The following is a 23,723-nucleotide window of genomic DNA, read 5'->3' on the forward strand; positions in this document are numbered from 1 at the left end:
TCTGAATCCAGCAGATTGATCAAGGAAGAGTGATGCAGTTTCTGAAACATGATGCTGAGTTGGTCCGGCTCCTGGAGCGCAGTGACTCAGAGGTCGCACGCGCCAGGTCCAATGACGATCTGTTGCAAATCATCGATAACCTCAAGTCGTTCAAGGGGGGGCTGACGTTCGATCATGCTCTGCCTTTGGTATTGCTGCTGCTGGCCGTCGTTTCGGCGATACCGGCCATGGCGGGCGTGATCTGGATGTGGTTTGCCACCGGATGCCTGGGGTTTGCCAGCCTGTATACCTGGATGAGCCGCGCCAATGTCATTGATGATCTGCCGAAGAAAATAGCCCGCAAGTGCTCCTTTCTCAGTAACGGCCTGCGCGATCCGGGCGGTTCCGCCGATGAGCGTTTCCAGCGATTGAGCGAAGAGTTCGATGACTATGACCGCGGCAATGACAGCCGCCGCATTACGGACTCGGCCAAAGGTGTCTATCAGGGGACGCTGCACCAGCTGTCCTTTGTTTTTCACCACCTGTATTACGTGAATTCCCGCGATAAAACCGACTCTGACGGCAAGACCGAGAGGATCTATACCGGTTTTGATCGCTACAGCCTGGTGGTGGATTTTCCCTGGGTCAAAGGTGTGAAGGCGCGCACCCATCCTTCGAATAAAAAAAGAACCAAGCTCAAGGGGTTCGACACTACGTCCGATGAATTCAATCGGGTGTTCAGCCTGAGCGGCGAGAGCGAGTTGGCTTGCGCGAAATTCGCGACGCCTACCACCCTGGCGTTCTTGCTCAACCTTTCCCGACGGCTGACGAATGTGAATCTGGAATTTTCCGATCAAGGCCGCCTGTGCCTGAGTTTCGATAATCCCGAGGTCATGGCCTACAAGGACCCTGGGACGCTAAAAGACCTGCCGGCCTTCTACGCCAATATCAAACAAGGACTGGAACTGCCGGGTCTGTTCCCAGTCCTGGCGTTGGTGCACGAGCTGGCAGAGTTGCATGACAATAATTTCGAGCCTGCCTTGAAAGCCACTGATCAAATGGAGCGGTAAGTATGGAATTGTTGTTGATCATCGCGGTTGCCGTGGGAGTCCTGGCCTATGTGCACTACAACAAGATCGTCAGTGCCTATAACCGCGTGCAGCGCGCCTGGTCGGATGTGCTGACCTATGAGCGGCAGAAGATCAAGGTGCTGGATGTGCTAGAGCCGCAGGTGGCTGGTTTTCAGGAGTACGAAAGTCAGTTGCTGGAGAAGATAGTCGGGCTGCGCACGGCCATCACCAGCTTGCCATCGGTTGCGGATGGCGATGCGCTGAAGTCGGTGGATCAGGGCACCAAAGCGTTGCTGGGGGGATTGAACCTGGCGTTTGAGGCGTACCCGGATCTCAAGTCTGCAGGCTTGTTGAACAACTTGATGCGCGAGGTTGCCGAGCAGGAGAGCAATATCGGTGGCGCTATTACGCTGTTCAACCTCAGTGTGGAGAATTTCAATAACACCATTCAGTTGTTCCCTGGTTCCGTGGTCAATCAACTGACCCTGAAGAAGTCGCTGATCACTCCGTTCTCCGACAGCCAGGCCTCGGCAGGTTTTGAATACAAACCCAATTTCTGAAGGCCCTGGCATGCTGCGCTGTCGGCTCGGCTAGAGGTTTGATGTGTGGGGCCAGGGTGGAAGCTCTCGCGCCCCATACGCAAGATCCTGAGCGGGGCGGGGGCGATGACTGATATAATCGCGCCCTTTCGTGGAGAACAGACCTTTATGCCAACGTCCTTTCTAGAAATTGTCGAGTTGCCAGACGGCCGTATCGAGCTGCGCAGAGCTGAGGACGAGGGTTCTCTGGTTACTTTGGATTTCTCCGAGGATGCCAAAGCCTTTTTGCAAGGTCAGCACGTGGAAGTGGCAAAAGCCATGTTGAGCGTCGGCGTACAGATGGCTGGACGTCTGGTTGAAGGCGAAATCGAGAAGGAAGATGGGCCGCGGGTTCTTCACTGAGTCCGTTTGTCGGTTTTTCGGCGGTTATTCGTCGCTTTATATCGGCTTCTCAATCCTGGAGAAGCCCTGTGTCATTTGAACGACTACGGGTCGAGATCCCTCTCAACTAGCCCAGGCGGATATTCAGGCTCTGCGCATCACCCGTGCGCGCGGCGCTGATCAACTGCTGCTTGGCGTTGCTGCTCAGCGGGTTGAGCCAACTGACCACGGTATGGCTACGGCCCAGGCGCAGTGCCTCGCAGGTCAGTTGTTGAGCACTTTGCGAGCCCCTTGGCTGCAGCAGTAGGATCCGCTCGCGATTGAGCCCGGCATCTCGCAACCAGGCCTGGGTCAGGCTGGAGGGTGGGGCGATCAGGGTCAGCCAGCGTGCGTCCTGCTCTTCGCTCAGCTCCCTCAGGATTGGGGCCAGCAAGCTCAGGCAGCTCCCCGCCGCACCGCGTAACGACAGTTCACTGAAAACTTCCGGATCGTTATTCCAGGGCGTCTCGACTACTTCGTTGAGCAGCGGTGCCAGGGGCTGCATCATGAATGCTTCGAACAGTGGCAGTTGTGTTTGCTGTGGTGCGTGTGGGAACTGCATAAAGCCTCCTTTAGCGGCGAATCACGCCGACACTCAAGCCTTCGATCACCAGTTCCTGATCTTTCAGGTTGACTTCGATGGGGGCAAACTCAGGGTTTTCGGCAATCAGGAAGACTTTGCTGCCTTCACGCTTGAAGCGTTTTACCGTGACCTCATCACCGATGCGCGCCACCACGATTTGGCCGTTACGGGCCTCGCGAGTGGTGTGAACGGCAAGCAGATCGCCGTCGAAAATGCCGATGTCTTTCATGCTCATGCCGTTGACGCGCAGCAGGTAGTCGGCACGGGGGTGAAAGAAGGTCGGGTTGATGTTGCAGGACTCTTCAATGTGCTGCTGGGCAAGAATCGGCGCACCGGCCGCAACACGACCGATGATCGGTAGGGTGGAGTCGTCATTCTTGGCTTCGAAGCCGGGGATCCGGATGCCGCGAGAGGCGCCTGGGGTCATCTCGATCGCGCCCTTGCGGGCCAGGGCCTTGAGGTGTTCCTCGGCGGCGTTGGGCGATTTGAAGCCGAGCTCCTGGGCGATTTCCGCACGGGTTGGCGGATAGCCGTTGTCGTCAAGGCAGCGTTTGATAAAGGCCAGAATTTCAGCTTGGCGTGGCGTCAGTTTTATCATCTCGATCGCTCTGTCTTTTTATACAGTGACTGGGATTATATACAGTGAATCGTACTTGGCAATCCTCCTTTTTTCCGCTGCCGCCGGGCGGTCACCGTGGGGGTGGCGGGGCCTTGCCGGGCGAGGCTGGCTACAGCGGGCTGCAGGTGTGATTAAATAGCTGACTGGCCGGCCGCAAAACGGACCGGCAGGCTTGACAATACAAGGGCTGAAACGTATGTTTCAAACAAGTGTTTGTCAGGCGGAGTAGTCATGGCCCAGTCGGAAACCGTTGAACGCATTCTTGACGCTGCGGAACAGTTGTTCGCGGAGAAAGGTTTTGCCGAGACTTCATTGCGGCTGATCACCAGCAAGGCCGGGGTCAACCTGGCGGCGGTGAATTATCATTTCGGTTCAAAAAAGGCCCTGATCCAGGCAGTGTTTTCACGCTTCCTGGGGCCGTTCTGCGCGAGCCTCGATCGAGAGCTCGAACGTCGCCAGTCCAAGCCGGACAACAAGCCAAGCCTCGAAGAACTGCTGGAAATCCTCGTCGAGCAGGCGCTGGTGGTGCAACCACGCAGCGGCAACGACCTGTCGATCTTCATGCGTTTGCTGGGGCTGGCCTTCAGTCAGAGCCAGGGTCACTTGCGGCGTTATCTGGAAGATATGTACGGCAAGGTCTTTCGCCGCTACATGTTGCTGGTCAACGAAGCGGCTCCGCGTATTCCTCCCATCGAATTGTTCTGGCGCGTGCACTTCATGCTCGGTGCTGCGGCGTTCAGCATGTCCGGGATCAAGGCGTTGCGGGCCATTGCCGAGACCGATTTCGGGGTCAATACCTCGATCGAGCAGGTGATGCGCCTGATGGTGCCGTTCCTCGCGGCCGGGATGCGCGCCGAAACCGGCGTCACCGATGACGCCATGGCCAGTGCGCAGTTGAAGCCGCGCAGCAAATCGGCCCCGGCAGTCGCCAAGGCCTGATCGCACGGGTGGGCGCGGCAGCTTACATCCGCTAAGCTAGCCGCCCATGCCGACTCTGGTTTTACACCTCTTTTCACTCTCTTCGCCGACTGCGGTTTGCCGGGTTGTATTCGTGGCAAGCCGTTGCTGTGCCCGCGTCTTGCCGGCACGATGTTCGGCGCCGGGCATGCACCGGGTTACTAAGGATTTTCTATGAGCGCTGGCCTGCAAGGCTCCTTGATGGTGGACGTCGCCGGTACCTGGCTGACGGCCGAAGATCGCCAACTTCTGCGCCAGCCCGAAGTGGGCGGCCTGATCATTTTTGCCCGTAACATCGAACATCCACGCCAGGTGCGCGAGTTGAGCGCAGCCATTCGTGCCATTCGCCCCGACCTGTTGCTGGCTGTGGACCAGGAGGGCGGCCGTGTGCAGCGCCTGCGCCAGGGGTTCGTGCGGCTGCCGGCCATGCGCGCCATTGCCGACAACCCGAATGCCGAGTACCTGGCCGAGCAGTGTGGCTGGATCATGGCCACAGAAGTGCTGGCGGTCGGGCTGGACCTGAGTTTCGCCCCGGTGCTGGACCTCGACTATCAGCGCAGTGCGGTGGTCGGCAGCCGTTCCTTTGAAGGCGATCCAGAGCGTGCTGCGCTGCTGGCCGGAGCCTTTATCCGCGGGATGAACAGCGCGGGCATGGCGGCTACCGGCAAGCATTTCCCCGGGCACGGTTGGGCCGAGGCGGATTCCCATGTGGCGATCCCCAATGACGAGCGCAGCCTCGACGAGATTCGCGCCAAGGACCTGGTTCCCTTCGCCCGTCTGAGCAGGCAGCTCGCCGCAGTCATGCCTGCCCACGTGATCTATCCACAGGTAGACCCCCAGCCCGCCGGCTTCTCCCGGCGCTGGTTGCAGGACATCCTGCGCGGCGAATTGCAGTTCGATGGCGTGATCTTCAGCGACGACCTGTCGATGGCAGGCGCCCACGTGGTCGGCGATGCGGCGAGCCGGATCGAGGCGGCGCTGTCGGCCGGGTGTGACATGGGGTTGGTGTGCAACGACCGTGCTGCCGCCGAGCTGGCCCTCAGTGCTGCCCAGCGGCTCAAGGTCAAGCCCTCGGCCCGGATTGCGCGGATGCGCGGGCAGGCCGTTGCCAGCACCGAATATCGCCAGAACCCGCGCTGGCTGACTGCGCTTGGCGCGCTCAAAGATGCCCAACTGATCGATTAAGGACTTTTCACAATGACGGTTTACGCGATTATCGGTGGTACCGGCCTGACTCAGCTCGAAGGCTTGAGCATTCGCCAGTCGTTGCCGCTGGACACGCCCTATGGCGCGCCTTCGGCCGAGATCCAGATCGGCGAGTATGCCGGCCGTGAAGTGCTGTTCCTGGCGCGCCACGGTCACCCGCACCGCTTGCCGCCGCATCAGGTGAACTACCGGGCCAACCTCTGGGCCTTGAAGCAGGCCGGGGCCGAAGCGATCCTGGCGGTCAACGCGGTGGGTGGCATTCATTCGGCAATGGGTACCGGGCACTTCTGTGTGCCGCACCAACTGATCGACTACACCAGCGGGCGCCAACACACCTACTTTGCGGATGATCTGGAGCAGGTCACCCATATCGACTTCAGCTACCCCTACAGTGAGCCGCTGCGCCAGCAGTTGATTGCCGCGTTGGCCGCTGAAGGCGCCGCCTACAGCAGCCATGGCGTGTATGCCTGCACCCAGGGCCCGCGCCTGGAGACCGTGGCCGAGATCGCGCGCCTGGAGCGTGATGGCTGCGACATCGTTGGCATGACCGGCATGCCTGAAGCGGCGTTGGCCCGTGAGCTGGAGCTGGATTACGCCTGTCTGGCGCTGGTGGTCAACCCGGCGGCTGGCAAGTCCACCGCGGTGATTACCATGGCCGAGATCGAGCAGGCGCTGCATGATGGCATGGGCAAGGTGAAATCAACCTTGGCCCGGGTGTTGGCGGCCAACGCTTAAGCTGCGACGAAGAGCCTGCGTGCCTCAGGGGGGGCGCAGGCTGTTTCAGCGGCCGGTCTTTTTGTCTGGCAGGGGCGCGAACAGTGCCTCGATATCTTCGCTCTGCAGTTTCCAGTCCCCGGCCTTGCGCCCATCCAGCACGCCCGCCGCCAGGTCGGACTTTTCCTTTTGTAGGTGCTGGATTTTCTCCTCCACCGTGCCCCGGGCAATCATCTTGTAGACGAATACCGGCTTCTCCTGGCCGATGCGGTAGGCGCGGTCGGTGGCCTGGTTTTCAGTGGCCGGGTTCCACCACGGGTCGTAGTGGATCACGGTGTCGGCTTCGGTCAGGTTCAGGCCGACCCCGCCGGCTTTCAGGCTGATCAGGAAAATCTGCAGTTTGCCGCTCTGGAAGTCCCTGACCGGTGTCCGCCGATCGCGGGTTTGCCCGGTCAGCAGGGCGTAGGCGATGTTGCGGCGTTTCAGTTCGGCCTCGATCAGGGTCAGCATCGAGGTGAACTGGGAGAACAGCAGAATTCGCCGGCCTTCCTCGAACAGCTCTTCCAGCATTTCCATCAGGCTGTCGAGCTTGCCCGAGGTACTGCCCCTTGGTGGTGGCGTGTCATTCACCAGGCGCAGGTCGCAGCAGACCTGGCGCAGCTTGAGCAGGGCTTCAAGGATGATGATCTGGCTGCGGGCCACGCCCTTGCGGGTGATCTCGTCACGGACTTTCTTGTCCATGGCCAGGCGCATGGTTTCGTACACATCGCGCTGGGCTTCATTGAGGTCGACCCAGTGAATGATCTCGGTCTTGGGCGGTAGTTCGGTGGCGACCTGCTCCTTGGTGCGGCGCAGGAGGAAGGGTTTGATCCGGCCGTTCAGGTGTTGCAGGCGCACTTCGCTGGCGTGTTTCTCGATCGGGACTCGGTAGTCGCGGTTGAAGCTTTTGACGTCGCCGAGCCAGCCGGGCAGCAGGAAGTGGAACAGCGACCACAGTTCCCCCAGGTGGTTTTCCAGGGGCGTGCCGGACAGGCACAGGCGTTGCCGGGCGTTCAGCGCGCGGGCGGCCTGGGCGGCTTTGCTCGACGGGTTCTTGATGTACTGCGCCTCATCGAGCACCAGCACATGCAGCGCCACGGCGCTAAGCTGATCGATGTCCTTGGGCAGCAGGGCGTAGGTGGTCAGGAGCAGGTCGTAGTCGGCCAGTTGCTCGAAATGCTTTTTACGCCCCGCGCCATACAGCGCCAGGACTTTGAGCTGCGGCGTGAAATGCGCCGCCTCATCCAGCCAGTTGGGGATCAGGCTGGTGGGCATCACCACCATGCACGGGCGATCCAGGCGCCCGGCGTTTTTCTCACTCAGGACATGGGCCAGGGTCTGCAGGGTTTTGCCCAGGCCCATGTCGTCGGCGAGGATGCCGCCCACTTCCAGTTGCCGCAGCGACTGCATCCAGTTCAGGCCTTCCAGCTGATAGGGCCGCAGCGTGGCATTCAGGCCCTCGGGGGCCGGGGCTGAATAGTCGCGGATATCCCGCAGGCGCTGGGCAAAGGTGCGGATGTGATCACCGCCCTCCCACAGCAGGGGCAGTTCTTCCAGCGGATTGAGGCGGATCGCATCGGCGCTGTTCAGGCGCAGGGCGGTTTCACCCGGCTCTTGCAGGTAAAACTCGCCGAGGGTCGCCAGCACCGGTTTCAAGCGGCCATAGGGCAGCGCCACCTGCAGCGCGCCGTGGGGCGAGTTGGGGCGATTGGGGATGTTCACCAGAATCAGCTCGTCGTCGCGGCGTTTGGCCAGGCGTTCCGGGTTGAGCAGTTCGGTGTGGGAGCGCATCAGGTTAAGCAGGATCGGCAGCAGGCTCAGGCGTTCGCCGTTGACGATAATCCCCAGCTCCAGGTCGAACCAGTCGCGACCGGGTGCCTCTTCAACAGTGGCGTACCAGTCATCGACGGTGGTCAGGTCGAAGCCGAAATCTTCGTCGATCTGCAGTTCCCAGCCCTGGCTGCGCAACTTCGGCAGCTCATTGAGGGTGAAGGTCAGCCAGGCGCTGTCATTGACCATCTCGAACAGTTCGCCGGCGCTTTCCGGCAGGGCCTTGCTTTGTCGAGTGGCGATCTTGAAGCCCAGGCCGCGCAGTGTTTCCCGATGACGTTGCTCGACCTCGGGCTGGCGCTTGATGCGCAGGACCTGATGTTCCTGGCGGATCAGGATGTCAGCGTTTTTCTGCCCGCTGACGTACTCGTCCAGGTAACTGAAGGAGAGGGCGGCGCGGTGCTGAATATAGCGCTGCATCTTGCCGTTGCGCGGCTCGAAGGCGCTGAATTCGACACTCGCCAGCCACAGGCGCGGCACCGGCTGCACGTTGTCCAGCAGCTGCTGCGGCAGGGCGGCGGGGCTGCGATTGTCGAGCACCGCCTGCAGCTTCTCCAGCAGTTCGGCGTCCTTGGCGGCTGCGGGGTAGGCCAGGGTTTCCTGGACCTGCAGCAGCACCGCCGCCAGGTGTTTGCAGTGGTTGTGCACCGGGCAACTGCAGCTGGATTCGCCCAGCAGCAGGGTGCCCTTGGCCGACTCGCGCAAGTGGATGGTCTGGCGGTAAACGTTGCCGCCGGAGCCTTCACAGCTGGCAGTGATGGTGCTGTCGCCGGCCTGGACAATCCTTACGCGGTTTTCCAGGGCGTAGCGTCGGCCACGCTCCAGGGCTTGTTCCTTGAAACGGCTGACCCACGAAGGCGCCAGGGGTTTGGTCAGGGTCGAGGGCATGGGGACTTGATTCAGTCCGGTATTTCAGCAGGCGCTTGGCGTGGCGCAGGTGCAGAGAGTGAGGTGATCTTGATCAGCAGCGCCAGGTGGCCATTGTCGAGGTAGTTGAGCTGCCCGTTTCGGGTGTGGCTTTGCTGCTTCAGGCGTTCGCTGGCGGTGACCAGGCCGTTGCCATCGATCTGGTTGACCCAGAAGTCGGCATCGACATCGGTAAAGCGCCCGAGCTTCAGGCCCAGGGTGCCTTCGATCGGGAACTGGCCGAACTGTTCCTGGCCGTCGCTGACGGCCACCTTGACCGGGTTCTCGCCCAGTTGCTGTTGCCAGGCCTTGTGCATCAGCACGCTGTAGTCGCTGCTGGCGGCGAGTTTTTCCACGATACCGCCCAGGGCCGGGGTGCGCTGGCTGTCCGCTGACAGGCGCTGCGCCCCGGCGGCCCAGTCCTCGGGCGCTGCCCGGCTGATGATGGCCGGCTCGGCGTTCTGCCGTACCAGGATCATTTCCACCTGGTACAGGTCGTCGGCCAGGACGGCAGGAGCGACCAGGACCAGAAGCAGGGTCAGCGAGCGAAACAGGCGCATGTGGCGTCCTTCAAGCAGATTTCGGAGTGAGGCGCTCGAACAGCGCCTCCAATGTATTGAAGCGCTCTTCCGGGCGCTCCATCGGCACCATGAATTTGAACAGCGTAGCGCCTTCGAACTTGTAGCGTTTGGGCTGGCCCTGGATCAGCTTGATCAGTGCCAGCGGGTCGACCGGAGTGTCGGCGGCGAACTCGATGCGACCACCCTGCGGCCCGCCATCGACCTTCTTGATCCCCAGTTGCTCGGCCTGCAATTTGAGCAGGGTCAGGCGCACCAGATTCTTGGTCGGTTCCGGCAACAGGCCGAAGCGGTCGATCATCTCGACTTGCAGGTCCTTGAGGCCGTCTTCGTCGGTGGCCGAGGCGATGCGCTTATACAGAATCAGCCGCGCATGCACGTCCGGCAGGTAGTCCTCGGGAATCAGTGCCGGCAGGCGCAGGTTGATTTCCGGGCCGCCGCCCAGGGGTTGGTCCAGGTTCGGCTGTTCACCCTTGCGGATGGCCTTCACCGCGCGTTCGAGCATCTCCATGTAGAGGGTGAAGCCCACGGCCTGGATCTGCCCGCTCTGGCCGTCGCCCAGCAGTTCGCCGGCGCCACGGATCTCCAGGTCGTTGGTGGCCAGCACGAAACCTGCACCGAGGTCCTGGGTGTTGGCGATCGCCTCCAGGCGCTTTTCCGCGTCCGGGGTGATTTGCTGGCGCGGTGGCGTCAACAGGTAGGCATACGCCTGGTGGTGACTGCGCCCGACCCGGCCGCGCAACTGGTGCAACTGGGCCAGGCCGAATTTGTCGGCACGCTCGATGATGATGGTGTTGGCACTGGGCACGTCGATGCCGGTCTCGATGATGGTCGAGGCGATCAGCACGTTGAAGCGCTTGTGATAGAAGTCGCTCATCACCTGTTCGAGTTCGCGTTCGCGCATCTGGCCGTGGCCGATGGCGATCCGTGCTTCCGGCACCAGTTCGGCGAGGTCGGCGGCGCACTTCTCGATGGTTTTCACATCGTTGTGCAGGTAGTACACCTGGCCGCCGCGCAGCAACTCACGCAGCAGGGCTTCCTTGACCGTGCTCTTGTTCTGCTCCATGACGAAGGTGCGCACCGACAACCGGCGTGCCGGCGGCGTGGCGATGATCGACAGGTCGCGCATGCCCGACACAGCCATGTTCAGCGTGCGCGGGATCGGTGTGGCGGTGAGGGTCAGGATGTCGACTTCACTGCGCAGAGCCTTGAGCTGCTCCTTCTGGCGAACCCCGAAGCGGTGCTCTTCATCGATGATCACCAGGCCGAGGTTTTTGATCTTCACGTCATCCGACAGCAGCTTGTGGGTGCCGATGACGATGTCGATCTTGCCTTCGGCCAGGTCGGCGATGGCGGCATTCACTTCCTTGGCCGACTTGAAGCGGCTCATCACTTCCACGGTCACCGGCCAATCGGCGAAGCGGTCGCGGAAGCTGTTGTAGTGCTGCTGGGCGAGCAGGGTGGTTGGCACCAGGATCGCCACCTGGCGACCGCCGTGGACTGCAATAAAGGCTGCGCGCATCGCCACTTCGGTCTTGCCGAAGCCCACGTCGCCACACACCAGGCGATCCATCGGCTTGGGCGCGAGCATATCGGCCCGCACGGCTTCGATAGTGGTTTGCTGATCCGGGGTTTCTTCGAACGGGAAGCCGGCGCTGAAGGTGGCGTAGTCGGCTTTCGGGTCGGCGAAGGCATAACCTTCGCGGGCGGCGCGCCGGGCATAGATGTCCAGCAATTCGGCGGCCACGTCGCGCACCTGTTCGGCGGCTTTGCGCTTGGCCTTCTGCCAGGTTTCCGAGCCCAGGCGGTGCAGCGGGGCCAGGGCGTCGTCGCTGCCGGTGTAGCGGGCGATCAGGTGCAGGTTGGCCACCGGCACATACAGCTTGGCGCCCTCGGCATAGGCCAGGGTCAGGAATTCCGCGGCCTGGTTGTCGATTTCCAGAGTGGCCAGGCCCAGGTAGCGGCCGACCCCATGGTCGATATGCACCACTGGCGCGCCTTCGCGCAGCTCGGTGAGGTTTTTGATCACCGCATCGTTGTTGGCATCGGCGCGTTTTTCCCGGCGCCGACGCTGCATCACACGCTGGCCGAACAGCGGGCTCTCGGCGATCAGCGCCAGTGCCGGATCTTCCAGGAGCAAGCCTTCGTCCAGGGGGGCGATGGTGATTGCCAGGCGATCCTTGCCGGCGACGAAGTCTGGCCAGCTGTCGACGGTTTTCGGGCGCAGCTTCAGGCGTTCGAGCAGTTCCAGCAGCACTTCGCGGCGTCCGGCGGACTCGGCGGTGAACAGCACCCGCCCGGAGAACTGCTCGAGGAAGCCGGCCAATGCCGCCAGCGGCTGGTTAGCCTTGGCTTCGATGGCCAGGTCCGGCAGGACCTGGGCCGGGAAGCGCTCGCGGCCGACGCCGGTGTCGATGTCCTGCTGGCTGGCAACGACGCGCGGCCAGTTTTTCAGGCGGGCGAAGCAGTCTTCCACCGGCAGGAACAGTTCGGCGGGTGGCAATAAAGGACGGGACGGATCGACGCGGCGCTCTTCGTAGCGGTTGCGCACGTCGTTCCAGAAGTTTTCCGCAGCCTGCTCGATACCCGGCAGGGAGAACACCTGGGTGTCCTGGGGCAGGTAGTCGAACAGGGTCGAGGTGTCGTCGAAGAACAGCGGCAGGTAGTACTCGATACCGGCCGGGGTGATCCCGCTGCTCAGGTCCTGGAAGATCGGGCAGCGGCGGAAGTCGACATCGAAGCGCTCGCGAAAGCGCGCCTTGAAGCGGGTCACGGCATCCTTTTGCAGGGGGAATTCCCGCGCGGGCAGCAGGCGCACCGATTCCACTTTGTCGATCGAGCGCTGGTTCTCCGGATCGAAGGTGCGCAGGGTTTCGATTTCGTCGTCGAACAGGTCGATGCGATAAGGCAGTTTGCTGCCCATCGGGAACAGGTCGATCAGGGCGCCGCGTACCGCGAACTCGCCGTGCTCGTACACCGTGTCGACACAGCGGTAACCACTGGCTTCGAGGCGCGTGCGCATCTGCTCGACATCCAGCTTCTGGCCGATGTCCAGCACCAGGCTGCTGCCCAGCAGGAACTTGGTCGGCGCCAGGCGGTGCAGGGCGGTGGTGATGGGCACCACCAGCACGCCATGGTCCAGTTCGGGCAACCGATAGAGGCTGGCGATGCGCTGGGAAATGATGTCCTGGTGCGGCGAGAACAGGTCGTAGGGCAGGGTTTCCCAATCGGGAAAATGCAGCACCGGCAAATCGGGGGCGAAGAAGCTCAGTTCCTGCTCCAGGCGTTCGGCGCTTTGGCTGTCGGCGGTCAGCAGCAGGGTGAAGCGCTTGGCAGCGCTGGCAGCCTCGGCAATGGCCAGGCTCAGAGCGGCACCGGGCAGGTTGCCCCAGTGCTGTTTACCTGCCGCGGCAGGGAGTAGCGGTAGACGCAGAACGGGCACGGAAGGTTGAGCTCCAAGCGTTGCGACAAAGTCGGTAATTGTAGCGGCCCCGGGTGCCGCCTGTCAGTTGCTGACTGTGCCTATTACGTAATGAGGGAAATGTAGTGGTTATGACAAACAATGCCGCTCTTTGACTCAATATGTAGTGCCAAAATGCACGTATGGTTCGGAGGGTTACGGACAAGTCGCCGCGGGCTTTCCACTAGGGGTGCTCTGAAAGCCGCGTATTTACTGGGCTGGAGCGACGCGTGTTTTTTGCGCAAGGGCTTTTGTTGCGGGCCGCGCATTGCTCGCAGGGCGACTGGGCGGCATAATGTAGCCCCTTTTTTAAGCCCCTACATGTGGAAGGTTCCCGTGACTCAGAAGCCCGACCAGTGTCTTGGTGAATGGATCGACCGTGAAGCACTCGCAGAAGCGATGATTCCGCTTATCGGTCAGCTGTACCGCAATAACAATGTGGTGAGCTCGATCTATGGCCGCAGCCTGATCAACCAGTCTGTCATCGCGATTCTCAAAGCTCACCGCTTTGCTCGCCATCGTTCCTCCGACGACAGCGAACTCTCCGTCCACGAAACATTCCCTCTGTTGAAAGCCATGAGCGAGCTCAAGCTCGGCGCGGCCTCGGTAGATTTGGGCAAGTTGGCGTTCAAATTCCGCGTCGAAGGCAATGGCCGCACCGCCGAGCAGTTCGTGCGTGAAGAAATGGCCGACGTCGTTGGCCAGCAAAATGCTTCGGCGCGCAAAGGCACTGACGTGGTGCTGTACGGCTTCGGTCGTATCGGTCGCCTGCTGGCCCGCATCCTGATCGAAAAAACCGGTGGTGGCGACGGCCTGCGTCTGCGCGCCATCGTGGTGCGCAAAGGCGCCGACAACGACCTGACCAAACGTGCCAGCCTGCTGCGCCGCGATTCGGTACACGGTTCGTTCAACGGCACCATCACCATTGACGAAGAAAACAACACCATTACCGCCAACGGCAACCTGATCCAGGTTATCTACGCGAAGAACCCGACCGAAGTGGACTACACCCAGTACGGCATCAAGAACGCCCTGCTGGTGGACAACACCGGTGTATGGCGTGACGCCGACGGCCTGGGCCAGCACTTGGCTTGCCCGGGTATCGACCGCGTGGTTCTGACCGCTCCTGGCAAAGGCAAGCTGAAGAACATCGTGCACGGTATCAACCATGCCGAGATCACCGCTGACGACAAGATCGTTTCCGCCGCTTCCTGCACCACCAACGCCATCGTGCCGGTGCTGAAGGCCGTGAACGACAAGTTCGGTATCGTCAACGGTCACGTTGAGACGGTTCACTCGTACACCAACGACCAGAACCTGATCGACAACTTCCACAAAGGCGACCGCCGTGGTCGTAGCGCCGCGCTGAACATGGTCATCACCGAAACCGGTGCTGCTACCGCTGCTGCCAAGGCCCTGCCTGAGCTGGCCGGCAAGCTCACCGGTAACGCGATCCGTGTTCCGACGCCTAACGTGTCGATGGCCATTCTCAATCTGAACCTTGAGAAAGCCGCCACCCGTGAAGAGATGAACGAGTACCTGCGCTACATGGCGCTGCACTCCGATCTGCATAAGCAGATCGACTTCGTCAATTCCCAGGAAGTGGTTTCCACCGACTTCGTTGGCTCGCGCCACGCGGGTGTAGTGGATGCCGAAGCGACCATCTGCCAAGACAACCGCGTTGTTCTGTACGTCTGGTACGACAACGAATTCGGTTACAGCTGCCAGGTGGTTCGCGTGATGGAAGACATGGCTGGGGTCAACCCGCCTGCATTCCCGCGCTAAGCGTCAGCGGTAAATGAAAACGCCCCGACATGTCGGGGCGTTTTTTTGCCTGGGATTTAACCCTTAGCGGGCGATAGCCGCTTCGGCGGTACGCAGTTCATGACGGTTGCCCTTGAACAGGATCAGTGTAGCGATCAAGCCAAGCACTGCTGCGGCGCTGAGCCAGATGCCCGGTGCGGCCTTGTTGTCCAGCACGTGGATCAGGTAGGTACAGGCCGCCGGAGTAAAGCCGCCAAAGGTCGCGGTCGCAAGGCTATAGGCCAAGGAGAAGCCGGTGGTGCGCACGTCTACCGGCATGATTTCGGTCAGTGCCACAACCATCGCCCCGTTGTACGAGCCGTACAGGAACGACAGCCAGAGCAACACGATCAACAGATGGCTGAAGCTCGGGTTGGCCACCAGCCAGGACAGCGCTGGATAAGCAGTGAGAATCGCCAGAATCGTCGCTCCCAGCAGCAGGGGTTTACGGCCGATCTTATCGGACACCGCGCCCATCACCGGCAGCCAGATGAAGTTGGAAATACCCACGCAGACGGTTACCAGCAGCGCGTCGAAGTCCGACAAGTGCAATTCGGCCTTGCCGAAGGTCGGGGTGTAGGCGGTGATCAGGTAGAACGACACTGTGGTCATCACCACCAGCGCCATGCCGGCGATCACTATGCCGAAGTTTTGACCGATCGAACGCACGATTTCCTGCAGGGTAGGGCGGTGTTTGCGCGCCTGGAACTCAGGAGTTTCCTCCAGGGAGCGACGAATGACGAAGATCACCGGCACGATCAGGCAACCAATCAGGAATGGCACGCGCCAGCCCCAGTCACCCATTTGTTCGGGGCTGAGCCAGTGGTTCAGGCCCACGCCCAGCAGGCCGGCGAACACCACTGCGGCTTGCTGGCTCGCGGACTGCCAGCTGACGAAGAAGCCTTTGCGGCCCGGTGTGGCGATTTCCGCCAGGTACACCGACACACCGCCCAGCTCGACACCGGCGGAGAAGCCTTGCAGCAGGCGACCGAATAGCACGATCAGGGGCGCCGCGACGCCCAAGGTGGCATACCCGGGAACGCAGGCAATCAGGACGGTGCCGGCAGCCATCAGCGCCAGGGTGATCACCAGGCCCTTTTTACGGCCGTGACGGTCAATGTAGGCACCGAGGAAAATCGCCCCCAGCGGACGCATCAGGAACCCGGCACCAAAGGTCGCCAGGGACAGCATCAGGGAGGCGAAGGCGCTGTCGGTAGGGAAGAAGGTCTTGGCAATGGCCGTGGCGTAAAAGCCGTACACCATGAAGTCGAACATCTCAAGGAAGTTGCCGCTGACAACGCGAAATATCGCCTTGCCTTTGCCCGTGGTCGTGGACATTTTTTTCACTCACTTTGGCTGTCTTGTTAGCAATCCCTGGTCATTACTCGTCCTTACTGCAAAGTCGGGGCGCGAAGCTGGACGCTGAACAGTTTTGTAACGATATGTGTATGAGGGCTATCAGGCAACAAAAACTCTTGGCCTTGGAGTGGGAGGTGCACCCCGGACTAGAGCTTTATCAGGGAATGGAATAGGGCTGATGGTCGCATCTGTGTCTGAGTCATAATGGCGCCCCCTGAAATCTCATGGCTGATGGGGGTTGGGTCCTGTGCTGGAGAAGGTCTTTGGCGGTAAATGATTGGCGACGATGGGCTGCTCCGTGGGTGCTGGTGCTGGCGCTCCCCGGGTGTGGCGACGGGCGCTCCCAGGAAAGTTTCGGCGGCCCGACCATGGGCAGCACCTACTCGATCAAGTATGTCCGCCCGGCCGGAGGGGCGGAGCCTGGCGCGGTGCAGGCCGAGGTGGAGCAGATTCTGGCCGAGGTCGACCGGCAGATGTCGACCTACCGCAGCGATTCGGATATCGAGCGCTTCAACCAGCTGCCCGCGGGCAGTTGCCAGGCGATGCCCGAGCCGGTTTTGCAGTTGGTCAAGGTGGGAGAGCGCTTGTCCAGGGAGAGTGACGGTGCGTTCGACCTGACGGTCGAACCCTTGCTCGACCTCTGGGGCTTTGGCCCTCAGGGGCGGGCAGAGCAGGTGCCGAGCGACGAGGCGCTGGCCCTGGCTCGGCAGCGCGTCGGGCATGGGCATCTGCGGATCGAAGGCGACCGGTTGTGCAAGGATGCAGCCGTGGAAGTGGACTTCAACAGCATCGCCGCCGGCTATGCGGTCGATCGGATCGCTGCCCGATTGCAGGCCATGGGTATCGACAACTACCTGGCGGAGGCCACTGGCGAGCTCAAGGCGGCCGGCAGAAAACTTGACGGCTCGGCCTGGCGCATCGCCCTCGAGGAGCCGCGGGACGATCAGCAAGTGGCCGAGCGCATCATCGCGGTGGATGGCCAGGGTGTTTCCACCTCTGGCGATTACCGTAATTACTTCGAGCGTGACGGGCGGCGCTACTCCCACACCTTCGATGCCCGCAGTGGCCGGCCGGTGGAGCATGCCCTGGCGTCCGTCACGGTGATTCATCCTTCGGCATTGATGGCCGATGGCTTATCGACCCTGTTGCTGATCCTGGGTCCGGAGCGCGGCTGGGCGTACGCGGAAAAACAGGATATCGCCGCATTTTTTGTGATTCGCGCCGATACAGGTTTCGTCACACGCAGCAACCCGGCGTTTGATCGCCTGTTTGCTGGGGAAAAGCAGTAACCTTGCGCGGTGCCGATGCCGGGGCAATGCAGGCAAAAGTAGCCTACGACGCGACCAAGGGTTAATGTGCGCGGCGTTGACGCTTCTATAGACTGTGCCCGGGTTCGTAACCGAGCCAAATTGATCCTTCATGCCGCTGGCCGCGGCATGATTTAGCCGGAGGCGCCAGAAGGGTGTCTCGGCCTGTTCTGAGGAGTACGCATGGCTGTCTACAACTACGACGTAGTGGTGCTGGGTTCAGGCCCCGCTGGAGAAGGTGCGGCGATGAACGCCGCTAAAGCAGGACGCAAAGTGGCGATGGTCGATAGCCGTCGTCAGGTCGGCGGTAACTGCACCCACCTGGGTACCATCCCGTCCAAGGCCCTGCGTCACTCGGTCCGGCAGATCATGCAGTTCAACACCAACCCGATGTTCCGGGCCATTGGTGAGCCGCGCTGGTTCTCGTTCCCCGACGTACTGAAAAGCGCCGAGAAGGTCATTTCCAAGCAAGTCGCTTCGCGTACCGGCTACTACGCCCGTAACCGCGTCGATGTGTTTTTCGGCACCGGCAGCTTTGCCGACGAGCAGACCATCGAAGTGGTGTGCGCCAATGGTGTGGTCGAGAAGCTGGTGGCCAAGCACATCATCATCGCCACCGGGTCGCGTCCGTATCGCCCGGCCGATATCGATTTCCACCACCCGCGTATCTACGATAGCGACACCATCCTCAGCCTTGGCCATACCCCGCGCAAACTCATTGTGTACGGCGCCGGGGTGATCGGCTGCGAATACGCGTCGATCTTCAGCGGCCTCGGGGTGCTGGTGGAGCTGGTGGATAACCGTGGCCAGTTGCTGAGCTTCCTCGATTCCGAGATTTCCCAGGCCCTGAGTTACCACTTCAGCAACAACAACATCACCGTGCGCCACAACGAGGAGTACGACCGAGTCGAAGGCCTCGACAACGGTGTGATCCTGCACTTGAAGTCGGGCAAGAAGATCAAGGCCGATGCCTTGCTCTGGTGCAACGGCCGGACCGGCAACACCGACAAGCTGGGCATGGAAAACATCGGGGTCAAGGTTAACAGCCGCGGCCAGATCGAAGTCGACGAGAACTACCGCACCTGCGTGCCGAACATCTACGGTGCCGGCGACGTGATCGGCTGGCCAAGCCTGGCCAGTGCCGCCCACGACCAGGGGCGTTCGGCTGCAGGCAGCATTGTCGATAACGGCAGCTGGCGTTTCGTGAATGACGTACCGACCGGGATTTACACCATTCCGGAGATCAGCTCGATCGGCAAGAACGAGCAGGAACTGACCCAGGCCAAGGTGCCTTACGAAGTGGGCAAGGCCTTCTTCAAGAGCATGGCGCGGGCGCAGATTGCCGGTGAGCCGCAGGGCATGCTGAAGATCCTGTTCCACCGCGAAACCCTGGAAGTGCTGGGTGTGCACTGCTTCGGTTACCAGGCGTCGGAGATCGTCCACATCGGCCAGGCCATCATGAGCCAGCCGGGCGAACTCAATACCCTGAAGTACTTCGTCAACACCACGTTCAACTACCCGACCATGGCTGAGGCCTATCGGGTAGCGGCTTACGACGGCCTCAACCGGCTTTTTTGAGCGACTCCGGCCGGTGGCCTGAGCCGGCCGGGGAGACCGATTTCAGTAATTCTCGAGCGTGGCGCTGGCCAAACCGGGAAAGTCTGTAATCAGGCTATCTACGCCGAAGTCGGCGAGCCTGCGCATCAGCGCGGGTTCGTTGACCGTCCACACCGACACATGCAACCCCTGACGCTGCGCGCGCTGCAGTCGTTCGGGGGTGCAGAGTGTCCAGTTCAACGCCAGAATCTCGCAACCATAGCTTTGTGCGACCTTCAACGGGTCGAGCCAGGCGTATTCGGCTACCAGTCCGCGTGACAGGTCCGGCGTCAGCTCTACCGCGGCCTTCAGCACTTCGCGCGAACTCGAGGTCACGGTGACCTTGTCCAGCAGCCCGAAACGCTGCGCCATCTCGCGAATCGCCAGGACCGTAGTCGCCGCCCGTGTACGCGAAGCGCTTTTGACTTCCAGCTGCCAGTGCTCGAACGCGCATTTCTCGAACAGCTCTTCCAGGCGCGGGATCGGGCAGGGGTTGACCCAGCCCGGGCCGCCCTTGCGCGCATCGTAGGTCACCAGTTCGGCAGCGGAGTGCTCAACCACCTTGCCGCGACGGTCAGTGGTGCGTTTGAGGGTCGGGTCGTGGATCACCATCAACTCGCCGTCCATGGACAGGTGCAGATCGAGTTCGCAACGACGTACGCCGTGTTTCAGGCATTCCTGAAAGCTGGTCAGGGTGTTTTCCGGTGCTTCGCCTTTGGCGCCGCGATGGCCATAAATCAGGGTCACGATTGCTCCTTCACGGAAAGTATTTCCATTCGATGGTGATTGCCAGGTAGATCAATCCGGCGTCGGGTCGCTCTGTTCGCGCGCCAGGCGGCGTTCCTGTGCCTGTTTTTGCAGGATATAGCGCGCCAGGAGCTGGCGCTGGGCGTCGGTCAATGATTCGAACTCGGTGCCGATTTCGAAGTTGCCGAAGCTGCGGGGTTCGCAATGGGTGACCTTGGCCCGCAGCAGGAGGCCCAGGGCCTGGGGCATCAGCAACAGCTTCAGGGCCAGGTGGCTGCCGGCCGGGTAGGCGAGGTTATGTTCGAATTCGATGCCGCCTTCGGACAGTTTCACTCGCTGGGGTTCGCCAAACTTGCCGAGTACGGTCTGCGCCACCACTTGGCCGAGCAGGTCGATGCGCTTGTTCATCACTTTGAGGTAGCTGGCCAGGGTTCGATCACGCTCGCTGACCTGGCGCAGCAGATGCTGGGATTCGAACTCGCTCAAGTGCAATTCGCTGAGCAAATTGAACAGTGGCGAAGCATCCTGCAATACTTCCTTGCTCGCCGCGTCATGGGCGGACAAGGGGCTAATTTCCAGTGCGATCATGTCCTCGATACGGTAGTATTCGCGGCGATCTTCTTCATCTAATGTCGACATGGCGAACCCATGGTAGCGGCGGTGGTCTGAGTGTAAAGCTGCTTACCAAGCCCCGCCACAAGGACGTCTTCTTTTCCTCCGAACAAGCCCCGACATGTTCAGACCTCTCTTCGTATTTATTGGCACGCGTTATACCCGTGCAAAGCGACGCAATCATTTTGTGTCATTCATTTCCCTGACCTCGATGATCGGACTCGCCCTCGGCGTAGTGGTGATGATTGTCGTGCTGTCGGTAATGAACGGCTTCGATCATGAGATGCGTACCCGCGTGCTGGGCATGGTGCCCCACGCGACCATCGAATCCGGTGAGCCTATCAGCGACTGGCAGGGCCTGGCGGATAAAGTCCGGCAGAACCCCAAGGTGCTGGCGGTTGCGCCCTTCACCCAGATGCAGGGCCTGCTGACCAACAACGGCCAGGTGCAGAAGGTGCTGCTCAACGGCATCGACCCGGCCCGCGAGCGGCAAGTTTCGATCATCGATAACTTCATGCAGCAGGGCAAACTGGACGACCTGGCGCCCGGCAGTTTCGGCATCGTCATCGGCGACAAGGCGGCGACCAAGCTCGGCGTCGGCCTGGGCGACAAGCTGACCTTTGTCGCGCCGGAAGTCACGGTGACCCCGGCCGGAATGTTCCCGCGGATGAAGCGCTTTACCGTGGTCGGTATTTTCCATGTCGGCGCCGGCGAGCTGGACGGTTACCTGGGGGTTACCAACCTTGAGGACCTGAGCCGACTGCACCGCTGGAAGCCGGACCAGATCCAGGGTCTGCGCTTGAAGTTCGATGACCTGTTCGAGGCGCCGCGCACTGCCTGGGAAATCGCCCAGCAGTTGGGTGAAAGCCACTACTACGCCCGTGACTGGACCCGCACCCACGGCAACCTGTATCAGGCCATCCGCATGGAAAAAGCCATGATCGGCCTGTTGTTGCTGCTGATCGTCGCGGTGGCCGCCTTCAACATCATTTCCACCCTGGTGATGGTGGTCAACGACAAGAAGGGCGATATCGCCATCCTGCGGACCCTGGGCGCGACCCCTGGCACGATCATGGCCATCTTTATGGTGCAGGGCACGGTGATCGGCGTGGTCGGTACATTGATCGGTGCGGTGGTCGGGATATTCGCCGCGCTGAATGTGAGTGCGGCGATATCGGCCCTCGAAGGCCTGATCGGACACAAATTCCTCAACGCCGACGTCTACTTCATCGATTACCTGCCGTCGCAGCTGATGGCCGACGACGTGTTGATGGTCTGCGGCGCCGCGCTGGTCCTGAGTTTCCTCGCCACCCTGTATCCAGCCTGGCGTGCCGCGCGCACCCAGCCTGCGGAGGCGCTACGTTATGAGTGAGTTGGGCATGAGTGAAAAAGCAATCTTGAGCTGCCGCGATCTGGGTAAGTCCTATGACGAAGGCCCGGAATCAGTCGTGGTGTTGTCCGGCCTGCAGCTGGAGCTGCACCCGGGCGAGCGCGTGGCCATTGTCGGGACGTCCGGCTCGGGCAAAAGTACCTTGCTCAACCTGCTGGGTGGTCTGGATACGCCTTCCAAGGGCAGTGTCTGGCTCGACGGTGAAGAGCTTTCAGCGTTGAGCGAGAAAAAGCGCGGCCTGTTGCGTAACCGCTCCCTGGGCTTCGTCTATCAGTTCCACCACTTGCTGGCGGAGTTCACCGCGCTGGAAAACGTCTGCATGCCGCTGCTGATCGGCAAGACCGCGATCCCGGAGGCCCGCCAGCGTGCCACGGCGTTGCTGGAGCGGGTCGGGTTGGGTCACCGCCTGGAACACAAACCGGCCGAGCTCTCGGGCGGCGAGCGTCAGCGCGTGGCCATTGCCCGCGCCCTGGTCAACCAGCCGGGCCTGGTGATGCTCGACGAGCCCACCGGCAACCTCGATTCGCACACTGCCCAAGGCATTCAGGACTTGATGCTGGAACTCAGCACCTCGATGCGCACGGCGTTCCTGGTGGTAACTCACGACATGAACCTGGCTCGGCAGATGGACCGCGTACTGCACTTGCAAGAAGGCCATCTGGTCGCGATTTGATGCGGCCGCACACGGCGCTGGCGGCTACACCTGCCGGCGCCGGGTTTTTAATTTTTCTACGGTGCCTCGCCCATGTTCAGACCGTTATCGATCTTTATCGGCGCGCGCTATACCCGCGCCAAGCGTCGCAATCGCTTCGTTTCCTTTATCTCGATGACCTCGATGATCGGCCTCGCCCTCGGTGTGCTGGCGATGATCGTGGTGCTGTCGGTGATGAACGGCTTCCAGCGCGAAATGAGCTCGCGCATCCTCGGTATGGTGCCCCACGCCACCATCGTGGGCGTCAAGCCGATCGATGACTGGCAGCCCGTCGCCGCTGCTGCGCTAAAAAATCCTGAAGTCACCGCCGCCGTGCCCTTCACCGAGATGGAAGGGATGCTGTCGTACAAGGGCGCGATGCAGCCGATCCAGATCAGCGGCATCGACCCGGCCCAGGAAGGCAAGGTGTCGATCGTTGCCCAGCATATCGTCCAGGGTCGCCTGGAAGACCTCAAGCCCGGCGAGTTTGGGGTGGTGATCGGTGAAATCACCGCACGGCGCTTTCGCTTGAATGTCGGCGACAAGCTGACCCTGATCGTGCCCGAAGTCAGCAGCGCTCCAGGCGGTATTACGCCGCGCATGCAGCGCCTGAACGTGGTCGGCGTGTTCAAGGTCGGGGCCGAGCTGGACGGCTCCATGGGCCTGATCCACGTGGCCGACGCGGCCGAGATGCAACGCTGGCAGCCCAATCAGGTGCAGAGCGTGCGGCTGGCGGTCAAGGATCTGTACGCTGCGCCGCAAGTCTCCAGTGACATCGCCAAGGGCCTCGGCGCTGACTTCAAGGCCGACGACTGGACCCACACCCAGGGCAGTCTGTTCAGCGCAATGAAGATGGAAAAGACCATGATCGGCCTGCTGTTGCTGATGATCGTCGCCGTGGCGGCCTTCAACATCATCGCGACGCTGATCATGGTGGTGAACGACAAAGGCGCGGATATCGCGATCCTGCGTACCATCGGCGCCACGCCACGGCAGATCATGGCGATCTTCATGGTCCAGGGCACGGTGATCGGGATTGTCGGCACGTTGATCGGTGGTGTGCTCGGTGTGATTGCGGCGTTGAACGTGAGCGAACTGGTGGGCTGGCTGGAGCGGATCAGCGGCCAGCATATCTTCAGTTCCGACGTGTACTTCGTCAGCAACCTGCCTTCCGAGCTGCAAGGCGGCGATGTGGCGCTGATCTGTGGTGCCGGCTTCGTCCTGAGCTTCCTGGCCACGGTGTACCCGGCCTGGCGCGCGTCCAAGGTCGAACCGGCGCATGCGTTGCGTTATTCCTGAGGCTTGAGGCCGTTATGCC

The 23,723-nt window shown here is 61.3% G+C and carries 20 protein-coding genes; 12 read left to right on the forward strand and 8 right to left on the reverse strand.

The features are described 5' to 3' along the window. Positions 1 to 32 precede the first annotated feature (32 nt). The 3 genes from MF4836_RS16935 to MF4836_RS16945 all read left to right on the forward strand — a co-directional run bounded on the left by MF4836_RS16935 (position 33) and on the right by MF4836_RS16945 (position 1,990). Complete coding sequence (locus MF4836_RS16935; protein ID WP_078471210.1) at positions 33 to 1,049, forward strand: hypothetical protein; 1,017 nt, start codon at positions 33 to 35, stop codon at positions 1,047 to 1,049. Between the two features lie 2 nt (positions 1,050 to 1,051). Next, entirely contained in the window at positions 1,052 to 1,609 is a 558-nt protein-coding gene (locus tag MF4836_RS16940; protein WP_078471211.1) for a LemA family protein, read from the forward strand. A gap of 147 nt (positions 1,610 to 1,756) precedes the next feature. Beyond that, positions 1,757 to 1,990 (forward strand): hypothetical protein, encoded by a 234-nt coding sequence (locus MF4836_RS16945; protein WP_078471281.1) that lies wholly within the window; start codon positions 1,757 to 1,759, stop codon positions 1,988 to 1,990. A gap of 106 nt (positions 1,991 to 2,096) precedes the next feature. Here MF4836_RS16945 and sulA read toward each other — a convergent pair whose 3' ends face one another. Next, positions 2,097 to 2,570, reverse strand: a complete 474-nt coding sequence (gene sulA / locus MF4836_RS16950) for an SOS-induced cell division inhibitor SulA (protein ID WP_078471212.1) — start codon at positions 2,568 to 2,570, stop codon at positions 2,097 to 2,099. 10 nt (positions 2,571 to 2,580) lie between these two features. Further along, positions 2,581 to 3,189: a transcriptional repressor LexA gene (lexA, locus tag MF4836_RS16955; protein ID WP_078471213.1), complete on the reverse strand. Its 609-nt coding sequence runs from the start codon at positions 3,187 to 3,189 to the stop codon at positions 2,581 to 2,583. A 252-nt stretch (positions 3,190 to 3,441) separates the two neighbouring features. On the opposite strand from lexA, the gene MF4836_RS16960 reads away from it, so the two are divergent. The 3 genes from MF4836_RS16960 (at position 3,442) to MF4836_RS16970 (ending at position 6,108) form a co-directional block, all read left to right on the forward strand. Continuing rightward, on the forward strand, positions 3,442 to 4,149 hold the full coding sequence (locus MF4836_RS16960; protein WP_078471214.1) for a TetR/AcrR family transcriptional regulator: 708 nt from the start codon (positions 3,442 to 3,444) through the stop codon (positions 4,147 to 4,149). A gap of 204 nt (positions 4,150 to 4,353) precedes the next feature. Continuing rightward, complete coding sequence (nagZ, locus tag MF4836_RS16965; RefSeq protein ID WP_178102962.1) at positions 4,354 to 5,352, forward strand: beta-N-acetylhexosaminidase; 999 nt, start codon at positions 4,354 to 4,356, stop codon at positions 5,350 to 5,352. A 12-nt stretch (positions 5,353 to 5,364) separates the two neighbouring features. After that, the gene (locus MF4836_RS16970; protein WP_078471216.1) at positions 5,365 to 6,108 is read left to right on the forward strand and encodes an S-methyl-5'-thioinosine phosphorylase; all 744 of its coding nucleotides are present in this window, start codon (positions 5,365 to 5,367) and stop codon (positions 6,106 to 6,108) included. Between the two features lie 45 nt (positions 6,109 to 6,153). Here the strand turns inward: MF4836_RS16970 and MF4836_RS16975 are convergent, their stop codons facing one another. Genes MF4836_RS16975 through mfd form a run of 3 tightly spaced genes read right to left on the reverse strand, consistent with a single transcriptional unit; the run spans position 6,154 to position 12,882 of the window. After that, a complete protein-coding gene (locus tag MF4836_RS16975) occupies positions 6,154 to 8,844 on the reverse strand; it encodes a DEAD/DEAH box helicase (RefSeq protein WP_078471217.1) in 2,691 nt (896 codons plus the stop codon). 11 nt (positions 8,845 to 8,855) lie between these two features. Further along, positions 8,856 to 9,422: a CsiV family protein gene (locus MF4836_RS16980; RefSeq protein ID WP_078471218.1), complete on the reverse strand. Its 567-nt coding sequence runs from the start codon at positions 9,420 to 9,422 to the stop codon at positions 8,856 to 8,858. Positions 9,423 to 9,432: 10 nt separating this feature from the next. After that, positions 9,433 to 12,882, reverse strand: coding sequence for a transcription-repair coupling factor (gene mfd, locus MF4836_RS16985; protein ID WP_078471219.1), 3,450 nt, complete (start codon positions 12,880 to 12,882; stop codon positions 9,433 to 9,435). A gap of 339 nt (positions 12,883 to 13,221) precedes the next feature. Here mfd and MF4836_RS16990 point away from each other — a divergent pair, with 339 nt between their 5' ends. Then, entirely contained in the window at positions 13,222 to 14,685 is a 1,464-nt protein-coding gene (locus MF4836_RS16990; protein WP_078471220.1) for a glyceraldehyde-3-phosphate dehydrogenase, read from the forward strand. A 63-nt stretch (positions 14,686 to 14,748) separates the two neighbouring features. On the opposite strand, the gene MF4836_RS16995 is transcribed toward MF4836_RS16990, so the two are convergent. Then, complete coding sequence (locus MF4836_RS16995; RefSeq protein ID WP_078471221.1) at positions 14,749 to 16,041, reverse strand: MFS transporter; 1,293 nt, start codon at positions 16,039 to 16,041, stop codon at positions 14,749 to 14,751. Between the two features lie 332 nt (positions 16,042 to 16,373). Here MF4836_RS16995 and MF4836_RS17000 point away from each other — a divergent pair, with 332 nt between their 5' ends. Together MF4836_RS17000 and sthA are read left to right on the forward strand one after the other, a co-directional pair. Continuing rightward, positions 16,374 to 17,351, forward strand: a complete 978-nt coding sequence (locus MF4836_RS17000) for an FAD:protein FMN transferase (protein WP_078471282.1) — start codon at positions 16,374 to 16,376, stop codon at positions 17,349 to 17,351. A 201-nt stretch (positions 17,352 to 17,552) separates the two neighbouring features. Then, entirely contained in the window at positions 17,553 to 18,947 is a 1,395-nt protein-coding gene (gene sthA / locus MF4836_RS17005) for a Si-specific NAD(P)(+) transhydrogenase (protein ID WP_078471222.1), read from the forward strand. Positions 18,948 to 18,989: 42 nt separating this feature from the next. Here sthA and MF4836_RS17010 read toward each other — a convergent pair whose 3' ends face one another. Together MF4836_RS17010 and MF4836_RS17015 are read right to left on the reverse strand one after the other, a co-directional pair. After that, the gene (locus tag MF4836_RS17010; RefSeq protein ID WP_078471223.1) at positions 18,990 to 19,712 is read right to left on the reverse strand and encodes a glycerophosphodiester phosphodiesterase; all 723 of its coding nucleotides are present in this window, start codon (positions 19,710 to 19,712) and stop codon (positions 18,990 to 18,992) included. Positions 19,713 to 19,763: 51 nt separating this feature from the next. Then, positions 19,764 to 20,351 (reverse strand): PilZ domain-containing protein, encoded by a 588-nt coding sequence (locus tag MF4836_RS17015; RefSeq protein ID WP_078471224.1) that lies wholly within the window; start codon positions 20,349 to 20,351, stop codon positions 19,764 to 19,766. A 94-nt stretch (positions 20,352 to 20,445) separates the two neighbouring features. On the opposite strand from MF4836_RS17015, the gene MF4836_RS17020 reads away from it, so the two are divergent. The 3 genes from MF4836_RS17020 to MF4836_RS17030 all read left to right on the forward strand — a co-directional run bounded on the left by MF4836_RS17020 (position 20,446) and on the right by MF4836_RS17030 (position 23,704). After that, positions 20,446 to 21,696, forward strand: a complete 1,251-nt coding sequence (locus tag MF4836_RS17020; RefSeq protein WP_078471225.1) for a lipoprotein-releasing ABC transporter permease subunit — start codon at positions 20,446 to 20,448, stop codon at positions 21,694 to 21,696. Between the two features lie 7 nt (positions 21,697 to 21,703). Next, the gene (lolD, locus tag MF4836_RS17025) at positions 21,704 to 22,387 is read left to right on the forward strand and encodes a lipoprotein-releasing ABC transporter ATP-binding protein LolD (protein ID WP_178102957.1); all 684 of its coding nucleotides are present in this window, start codon (positions 21,704 to 21,706) and stop codon (positions 22,385 to 22,387) included. A gap of 72 nt (positions 22,388 to 22,459) precedes the next feature. Beyond that, positions 22,460 to 23,704 (forward strand): lipoprotein-releasing ABC transporter permease subunit, encoded by a 1,245-nt coding sequence (locus tag MF4836_RS17030; RefSeq protein WP_078471227.1) that lies wholly within the window; start codon positions 22,460 to 22,462, stop codon positions 23,702 to 23,704. The last annotated feature ends 19 nt before the right edge of the window (positions 23,705 to 23,723 follow it).

It is taken from the genome of Pseudomonas sp. MF4836 (assembly GCF_002018875.1).
Lineage (GTDB): Bacteria > Pseudomonadota > Gammaproteobacteria > Pseudomonadales > Pseudomonadaceae > Aquipseudomonas.